Origin of the sequence: Paenirhodobacter enshiensis, assembly GCF_000740785.1 — a bacterium.
In the GTDB taxonomy this organism is placed as follows: domain Bacteria; phylum Pseudomonadota; class Alphaproteobacteria; order Rhodobacterales; family Rhodobacteraceae; genus Rhodobacter; species Rhodobacter enshiensis.
The window spans coordinates 1-1,014 of the sequence record NZ_JFZB01000090.1 but is presented as its reverse complement, the minus strand read 5'-3'; the positions used below and the strand labels follow the sequence as shown (position 1 = coordinate 1,014).

1 protein-coding gene is annotated in these 1,014 nt (G+C 58.5%); it reads right to left on the bottom strand.

Annotated features, from left to right (window positions below; genetic code table 11):
• Positions 1 to 951: an IS481 family transposase gene (locus CG50_RS16010; protein WP_036640675.1), complete on the bottom strand. Its 951-nt coding sequence runs from the start codon at positions 949 to 951 to the stop codon at positions 1 to 3.
• Positions 952 to 1,014 lie beyond the last annotated feature (63 nt).

Below are 1,014 nucleotides of genomic sequence, written 5' to 3'. Positions count from 1 at the left end.
CTAGGTGTTCAGTCCCGGCATTTGGTGGATCGGATTTACGATGAATCGATCTGGCTCTGATGTCCAGATTTTGCAGATGTATTCGTAGGGCGTGAGGCCGCCGAGGGTCTTGAGCCTGCGCGCGAAGTTGTAGGCGGACATGAAGTCCGCAAGATGCGTCCGCAGTTGATCATGGCTGTCGTAGTGGAAGCGTTTGACGGTGGCCTCCTTGATCGTGCGGTTCATCCGTTCGACCTGGCCATTGGTCCAAGGGTGTTTCACCTTGGTCAGCCGGTGATCGATGTCGTGTTCACGGCATACGCGCCCGAAGATGTGCTCGAAGGCGCTGGTATCGACGCTGCGATTTGCGAACTGCACTCCATTGTCGGTCAACACCGTGTGGATCCGGTATGGCGCAGCTGCGATCAGGTCGCGCAAAAACTGGGCTGCAGCCATCTTCCCCGCCTTTTGGACGAGGCGAACGAAGGCAAACTTGCTGGTTCTGTCAATTGCGACAAAGAGATAGAGCTTCCCTTCGGCGGTCTGCACCTCGGCAATATCGATGTGAAAGAAGCCGATAGGATAGTGCTTGAACTTAGACCGTTTCGGTTTGTCGCCATCCACGTCGGGCAGTCGAGAGATGCCGTGACGCTGAAGGCACCGATGCAGCGCCGAGCGTGTCAGGTGCGGGATGGACGGCTGCAGGGCATAAAGGCAGTCGTCCAGCGGCAGCAGCGTATGGCGCCGAAACGCAACGACGGCCGCCTCCTCGGCCTCCGTCAGGATCGTCGAACGCGGCTCCGACGGACCGGTCTTCATATCCTCGACCGTCGCGCGCTTGCGCCACTTCGCAACCGTCTTGGGATTGATGCCCAGTTCCCGGCTCAGCTGCGCGAGCGAAGCTTGCGATCGCTGTATTGCTGCTCGGACAGCGTGCGTGGTCGTGGCGCTGCCGTGACGAACTTGTCCCATAGAGCATCCTTCCATTCCAAAGAAAGGATCGCACCATCAAACCGTGGGATCAAACACCTAGAG